The organism is Streptomyces sp. NPDC004647, from assembly GCF_040609575.1.
Lineage (GTDB): Bacteria > Actinomycetota > Actinomycetes > Streptomycetales > Streptomycetaceae > Streptomyces.
Window position 1 is genome coordinate 100,315 of the sequence record NZ_JBEXKU010000016.1, and the last position, 6,000, is coordinate 106,314.

The 6,000-nt window shown below is 69.9% G+C and carries 7 protein-coding genes; 5 read left to right on the forward strand and 2 right to left on the reverse strand.

What is annotated here, in order from left to right:
- The first annotated feature begins 200 nt into the window (after nt 1-200).
- The 4 genes from ABZW18_RS10040 to ABZW18_RS10055 are packed head-to-tail and all read left to right on the forward strand — an operon-like array spanning nt 201 to nt 3,794.
- A complete protein-coding gene (locus tag ABZW18_RS10040; protein WP_356184735.1) occupies nt 201-1,310 on the forward strand; it encodes an aliphatic sulfonate ABC transporter substrate-binding protein in 1,110 nt (369 codons plus the stop codon).
- A gap of 32 nt (nt 1,311-1,342) precedes the next feature.
- Nucleotides 1,343-2,134 (forward strand): ABC transporter ATP-binding protein, encoded by a 792-nt coding sequence (locus ABZW18_RS10045; RefSeq protein ID WP_356184704.1) that lies wholly within the window; start codon nt 1,343-1,345, stop codon nt 2,132-2,134.
- A complete protein-coding gene (locus ABZW18_RS10050; RefSeq protein WP_356184707.1) occupies nt 2,121-3,017 on the forward strand; it encodes an ABC transporter permease in 897 nt (298 codons plus the stop codon). Before ABZW18_RS10045 ends, ABZW18_RS10050 begins: the two co-directional genes overlap by 14 nt.
- A 6-nt stretch (nt 3,018-3,023) precedes the next feature.
- A complete protein-coding gene (locus ABZW18_RS10055; protein ID WP_356184710.1) occupies nt 3,024-3,794 on the forward strand; it encodes a sirohydrochlorin chelatase in 771 nt (256 codons plus the stop codon).
- Nucleotides 3,795-3,852: 58 nt separating this feature from the next.
- Here ABZW18_RS10055 and ABZW18_RS10060 read toward each other — a convergent pair whose 3' ends face one another.
- Complete coding sequence (locus tag ABZW18_RS10060; RefSeq protein WP_356184712.1) at nt 3,853-4,776, reverse strand: arginase family protein; 924 nt, start codon at nt 4,774-4,776, stop codon at nt 3,853-3,855.
- Nucleotides 4,777-4,945: 169 nt separating this feature from the next.
- Between ABZW18_RS10060 and ABZW18_RS10065 the strand changes: the two genes are divergently transcribed.
- Complete coding sequence (locus tag ABZW18_RS10065; RefSeq protein WP_356184715.1) at nt 4,946-5,137, forward strand: DUF4236 domain-containing protein; 192 nt, start codon at nt 4,946-4,948, stop codon at nt 5,135-5,137.
- Nucleotides 5,138-5,144: 7 nt separating this feature from the next.
- On the opposite strand, the gene ABZW18_RS10070 is transcribed toward ABZW18_RS10065, so the two are convergent.
- Nucleotides 5,145-5,684 (reverse strand): DUF1697 domain-containing protein, encoded by a 540-nt coding sequence (locus ABZW18_RS10070; protein ID WP_356184718.1) that lies wholly within the window; start codon nt 5,682-5,684, stop codon nt 5,145-5,147.
- Between the last annotated feature and the right edge of the window lie 316 nt (nt 5,685-6,000).

Below are 6,000 nucleotides of genomic sequence, written 5' to 3' on the forward strand. Positions count from 1 at the left end.
GAAGGAGGGCGGCCGCGTCGGCAGCGGCGCCCTCGGAAGCGGTCAGGGCGGAGTCGGCCGATGTGTGCGCTGATGCCGCTGGTCACCCAGCACCGCTCAGCCACGCACCGCACCCGAAGACCCCATGAACCGCCGGGCGTCACCTGACCGTACGCACCGGCCTTCCGAGAGGAACACCTCCCGTGTCTGCCGATCGCCCCATCCCCGTTCGACCAGCCGGCCGCCGGCTGCTCGCCGCCGCTGTGACCCTCCCGCTGCTGATAGCCGGCCTGGGCGCCTGCGGCTACGGCTCCCAGGCCAAGAAGGACGACGCAGCTCCCGTCGCGAAGGGCAAGAAGCTCGGCGGCCTGGACAAGGTGAAGATCGGCTACTTCGCGAACACGACCCATGCCTCGGCGCTGGTCGGCCTCGGCAACAAGGGCTTCATCCAGAAGGAGCTGGGCGGTACCCAGGCCGAGGGTGCGGTCTTCAACGCGGGCCCGGCCGAGATCGAGGCCCTCAACTCGGGCGCCATCGACATCGGCTGGATCGGCCCCTCCCCCTCGATCAACGGCTACACCAAGTCCCAGGGCAAGAGCCTGAAGATCATCTCTGGCTCCGCCTCCGGCGGCGTCTCCCTCGTGGTCAACCCGAAGAAGATCAAGAGCCTGGACGACCTCAAGGGCAAGACGATCGCCACCCCGCAGCTGGGCAACACCCAGGACGTGGCGCTGCTCAACTACCTCGCGGAGAAGGGCCTGAAGGTCGACCCCACCTCCGGCAAGGGCGATGTGACCGTCGCCCGTACGGAGAACAAGGTGACGCCGGTCGCCTTCAAGAGCGGCAGCATCGACGCCGCCTGGGTCCCGGAGCCCACCGCGTCCAAGCTGGTCGCGGAGGGTGGGAAGGTCCTCCTCGACGAGAAGACGCTCTGGAAGGACGGCAAGTTCGTCATCACGAACCTGATCGTGTCCCAGAAGTTCCTCAAGGAGCACCCGGATGTCGTCGAAGCGGTCCTGCGCGGCTCGGTGAAGACCAACGCGTGGATCAAGGACAACCCCGAGGAAGCCAAGAAGGCCATCAACGCGGCCCTGGAGAAGGACGCCGGGAAGCCGCTGCCGCCCGAGGTGCTCGACCCGGCGTTCAGACACGTCGAGATCACCGATGACCCGCTCGCCTCGACCCTGGACCGCGAGGCGGACCACGCGGTCAAGGCGGGGTTGCTGGAGAAGCCCGACCTCAAGGGCATCTACGACCTCACCCTGCTCAACAAGGTGCTGAAGGCCGAAGGCAAGCCCGAGGTCGACGACGCCGGTCTCGGCGTCAAGTAACCAGCAACCGGAACTTCCAGGAGGTGACACTCATGGCCACCACGCTCACCAAGGCCGCCGTGGACGACACGGCGGTGTCCCACGCCGCCCGCTTCGAACACGTCTCGAAATCGTTCGGCCGGCCGGGCGCCCAGCAGCTCGTACTCGACGACATCACCCTCGACGTCGGACCGGGCGAGTTCGTCACGCTCCTGGGAGCCTCCGGCTGCGGAAAGTCCACCCTGCTCAACCTGGTCGCAGGACTCGACAAGCCGTCTGCCGGAACCATCGAGGTACCCGGCGGACGGCCGGCCCTGATGTTCCAGGAGCACGCCCTCTTCCCGTGGCTGACCGCCGGCAAGAACATCGAACTCGCCCTGCGGATGCGGGGTCTGCCCAAGTCCGAACGGCGCGAGGAGACCGAGCGGCTGCTGGAGCTCGTACGGCTGAAGGGTGCGTACGGCAAGCGGGTGCACGAGCTGTCGGGCGGTATGCGGCAGCGCGTCGCGCTCGCCCGGGCGCTCGCCCAGGACAGCCAGCTGCTGCTGATGGACGAGCCGTTCGCCGCGCTCGACGCCATCACGCGTGATGTCCTGCACGACGAGCTGACCCGCATCTGGCGCGAGACGAACCTGTCCGTCCTCTTCGTCACCCACAACGTCCGCGAGGCCGTACGTCTCGCCGAGAGGGTCGTCCTGCTGTCCTCCCGCCCCGGCCGTATCGCCCGCGAGTGGGAGGTCGACATCCCGCAGCCGCGCCGGATCGAGGACTCCGGGGTCGCCGACCTGTCCGTAGAGATCACCGAACAGCTGCGGGGAGAGATTCGCCGACATGGCCAGCACTGATACCAAGCAGCCCACCGGCGCCGCACCCGACCAGCTCGCCGGTCTCGAGGCCGGGCTCGACGCCCTGGAGACGCGGGCCACGCAGCGCGCGCCGCTGGGCAGGACCCTGGTGTCCAAGGTCCTGCCGCCCATCCTCGCCGTCGCCATCGTGCTGGTGCTGTGGCAGCTCGCCTACCACTTCAAGCTCAAGGAGCACTATCTGCTCCCGAGCCCGGTGGAGGTGGGCCGTTCCCTCCAGGACAAGTGGCTGGACGGGACGCTCCTGGACTACGTATGGACCAGCCTCTCGCGCGGCGCCCTCGGCTTCGTGGTCTCCGTCGCGATCGGCACCCCGCTGGGGCTGCTCGTCGCCCGGGTGAAGCCGGTACGGGCGGCGATCGGCCCGATCCTGTCCGGGCTGCAGTCGCTGCCGTCCGTCGCCTGGGTGCCCGCCGCGATCATCTGGTTCGGACTCACCGACGCCACGATCTACGCGGTGGTGCTCCTCGGCGCCGTCCCGTCGATCGCCAACGGCCTGGTGGCCGGCGTCGACCAGATCCCGCCGCTGTATCTGCGCGCCGGGCGGGTCATCGGCGCCACGGGCGTCAGCGCCGTACGGCACGTCCTGCTCCCGGCCGCCCTGCCCGGTTACATCGCCGGGCTCAAGCAGGGCTGGGCCTTCTCCTGGCGCTCGCTGATGGCGGCCGAGCTGATCGTGAACGCCGGCGACCTGGGTGTCGGCCTCGGCCAGCTTCTCGAACAGGGCCGCGAGCTCCAGGACATGTCCTGGGTCCTCTCGGCGATCCTGCTGATTCTGATCGTCGGTATCGGCATCGAGCTGCTGATCTTCGCCCCGATCGAGCGCCGTGTGCTGCGCAGCCGCGGTCTCCTCGCCAGGGGCTGAGTCGCCGTGCACGATCCCGTACTCCTCCTCATCGCCCACGGCAGCCGCGACCCGCGGCACGCGGCGACCGTCACCGCGCTCACCGAGCGCGTACGGTCGCTGCGGCCCGGGCTGCGTGTGGAGACCGGCTTCCTCGACTTCAACGCGCCGAGCGTGCCGCGTGTGCTGGAGCGGCTGGCAGCCGAGGGAGTACGGGACGTGGTGGGGCTCCCCCTCCTGCTCAATCGCGCCTTCCACGCCAAGTCGGACATCCCGTCCGTACTGCGCGAGGCCTCGGCCTGCCTGCCCCAGCTGGCCGTTCACCAGGCGGACGTGCTCGGTCCGTCCTCCCTGCTGACGGCCACCCTCGAACGGCGGCTGTACGAGGCCGGGTTGCGGCCCGGCGACCGGCGGTCGACCGGGGTCGTGCTGGCCTCGGCGGGCTCCTCCGACCCGGAGGCGATCGCAGTGATCGCTGAAAACGCGCGGGAGTGGCGGCGCACTGCTGGTTGGTGCGCCGTGCGACCTGCGTTCGCCTCCGCATCACGCCCCTTGACCGATGTGCCCAGCACCGAGGACGCGGTGCGTGCCCTGCGCGCGGAGGGCGTGGAGCGCGTGGCCGTCGCTCCGTACGTCATCGCACCCGGGCGGCTGCCGGACCGCATCGAGGCGGGTGCCCGCGAGGCGGGCGCGGACGTGCTCGCCGATGTCCTGGGCCCGGCGCCGGAGCTGGCGCGGGTCCTTCTGGGGCGCTACGACGAGGTCCGCGTCCCGCGCCTGGCGGCGCTCTCCGCCTGATCTCCTGTCGGTATGTGAGCCGTCGGCAGGTGAGCCGGGCCCCGAAGTCCTTCGTCGGTCAGGTCAGCAGTTCTCGGAACAGCCCGACCAGGGAACGGGCACCCGATCCGTCCGGGTCCTTGTCGGGGTTGTAGCAGCCGAGCGAGAGACCGGCGAGCCCGCAGCCGGTGACGAGCGGTCGCATCAGGTCGTGGAGTTCGCCGAGCGTGAGACCGCCGGGCATCAGGTAGTCGGTGGCGGGGAAGACCAGCTCGTCCAGGACGTCGACATCGAGATGCACCCAGTAGCGCCCCTGCGCCCGGCCCGCACTGTCGGCCCCGGCCAGCCGTGCCCGTGTCTCCTCCCCCGCTGCGGCCATCCCACGGGCCCGAAGGTCCGGGGGGCTGAGTTCGCGCCGCAGTCCCACCTGCTCCGGCAGCGCTGATGCCAGCCCGGCTGCTTCCGCCCGGTCCCGCGGACCGAGCAGGGCGAGGCGGTCGGCGGAGACCAGGGGCGCAGCCACCTCTTCGGACCACGCCGGCGGACCGACGCCGGTCAGCACGGCGACCGGCATGTCGGCCGGCTCGCCCGTGGTCGAGGTCCGCCCGTCATAGAGGTCGAGGTGTCCGTCCAGATAGGCCAGGCCGACATCACCGAGGGCGTCGCGGGCGCCCGCCAGCGCTCCCGGCAGCATCGTGCAGTCGCCTCCGAGCACCACGGGCATCCGGCCGTCGTCCATGACGGCGCCGATCCGCGTCCGCAGGATGCCGGTCATGGCACGCACCGTCGGCCATCCCAGGACCCCGACCTCGGCGTCTCTGGCGCTCCCGACGAGACGTACGTCGAGATCGCCGAGATCCACGGCTCCGATCGCGTCCGCCAGCCCCGCGCCACGCAGGGCCGCCGGGGCCAGCTCGGTCCCGAAAGACGGATCGCCCGGCTCGGGTATGCCCACGCAGTCGATGGGCACCCCCACGAGCACGACCTCGCGGGCAACACTCATACGGCCAGTCTCGGCGGCCGGCGAATGGTCGGCAATCCGACATCATGGGAAGAAGCCCGTCGACCCATCGACTCGTAGACCCATCGACCCATCGACCCGCAGACCCGCAGACCCGCAGACCCGCCGACCCGCAGACCCGTGACCTGCCGCCCGAGCGAAGGACGCTGCTATGCCGATCCACTATCACAAGCGAATCACGATCATCCCGAAGCTTGTCCACCTCAACATCGGCGCGCACGGCTGGTCGGTTTCGTTCGGGCCGCGGCAGGCGAACATCACCTGGCACCGGCACGGCCGACACACCACCACGGTGCGGCTGCCCGGCGGATTCTCCTGGCGGCGGCGCTCCGGACGTCACTGACGTACCGTCAGTTCTCCATCATCGCCAGGAGCTTGGTGACGGTGTTCCAGTTGCGGGCCGTGCCTTCCACTCCGAGCCGGACCTTGCCGAGGGCGGGCATGAGCTTGCTGGTTCCGAGGCCGTTCGGGCAGTGCACATAGATCTCCCGTTCCCCGGGGTGGAACTCGTCCGGGAGGTACGCCTCCGGGTCGAGACCGCTGAGCTTTCCAGGGTCGACCGGGCCGGTCAGAAAGATGACCACGAGCTTTGAGGGCTCGAAGGAGCCGGGCGGGAAAGGGTTCCGGTCCGCCACCGCCCGTAGCTCCGCCGTGTCGAGCACGATGCACCGGACCTCGAAGCCGAAGCGGTCGGCGAGTGCCTGCTCGAGCCCGGCCACGAGCTTCGCCCGGTTCTTCTCCGCGCTGGTGAATACGGCATTGCCGCTCTGCAGCAGCGTACGGACGTCGCCGTGTCCCAGCTCTGTCAGCAATTCGCGCAGGGCCGCCATGGGAACCTTCTTGTGGCCGCCCACATTGATTCCGCGCAGCAGCGCCACATATGTCGTCACGGCGGCACCCTACGGGATGCGGATCCCGGGGGCCGGTGGTCCCGGAGCGGAGGTGTCCGCCCCGCTCCGCGCGCCGAGACCGTGCCGTTCTTCCGGGACGCCCGTGGCGACACCCGCCTGATGTGCGTCCCCCTCCGCTCGGGCGCGAACAGCGCTCAGGGTTGGTGAGGTTGGCCCTCGTACAGCTCCATCGGGCCGGTGTGGTCGCGCTTCGCGGCCATCTTGTGGACGGGGTTGAGAACTGACCGTTGACCGCTTCAGTGCCTTGGCCCCGACGGCGGTGGCGACCTAGCACAGTTCCTTGTCGTTGCTGCCT

Bases quoted from the DNA above. Each gene is read 5' to 3' on its own strand.
- ABZW18_RS10045 (WP_356184704.1), top strand. From the start codon at position 1,343: ATGGCCACCACGCTCACCAAGGCCGCCGTGGACGACACGGCGGTGTCC.
- ABZW18_RS10050 (WP_356184707.1), top strand. From the start codon at position 2,121: ATGGCCAGCACTGATACCAAGCAGCCCACCGGCGCCGCACCCGACCAG.
- ABZW18_RS10060 (WP_356184712.1), bottom strand. From the start codon at position 4,776: ATGAGTGTTGCCCGCGAGGTCGTGCTCGTGGGGGTGCCCATCGACTGC.
- ABZW18_RS10065 (WP_356184715.1), top strand. From the start codon at position 4,946: ATGCCGATCCACTATCACAAGCGAATCACGATCATCCCGAAGCTTGTC.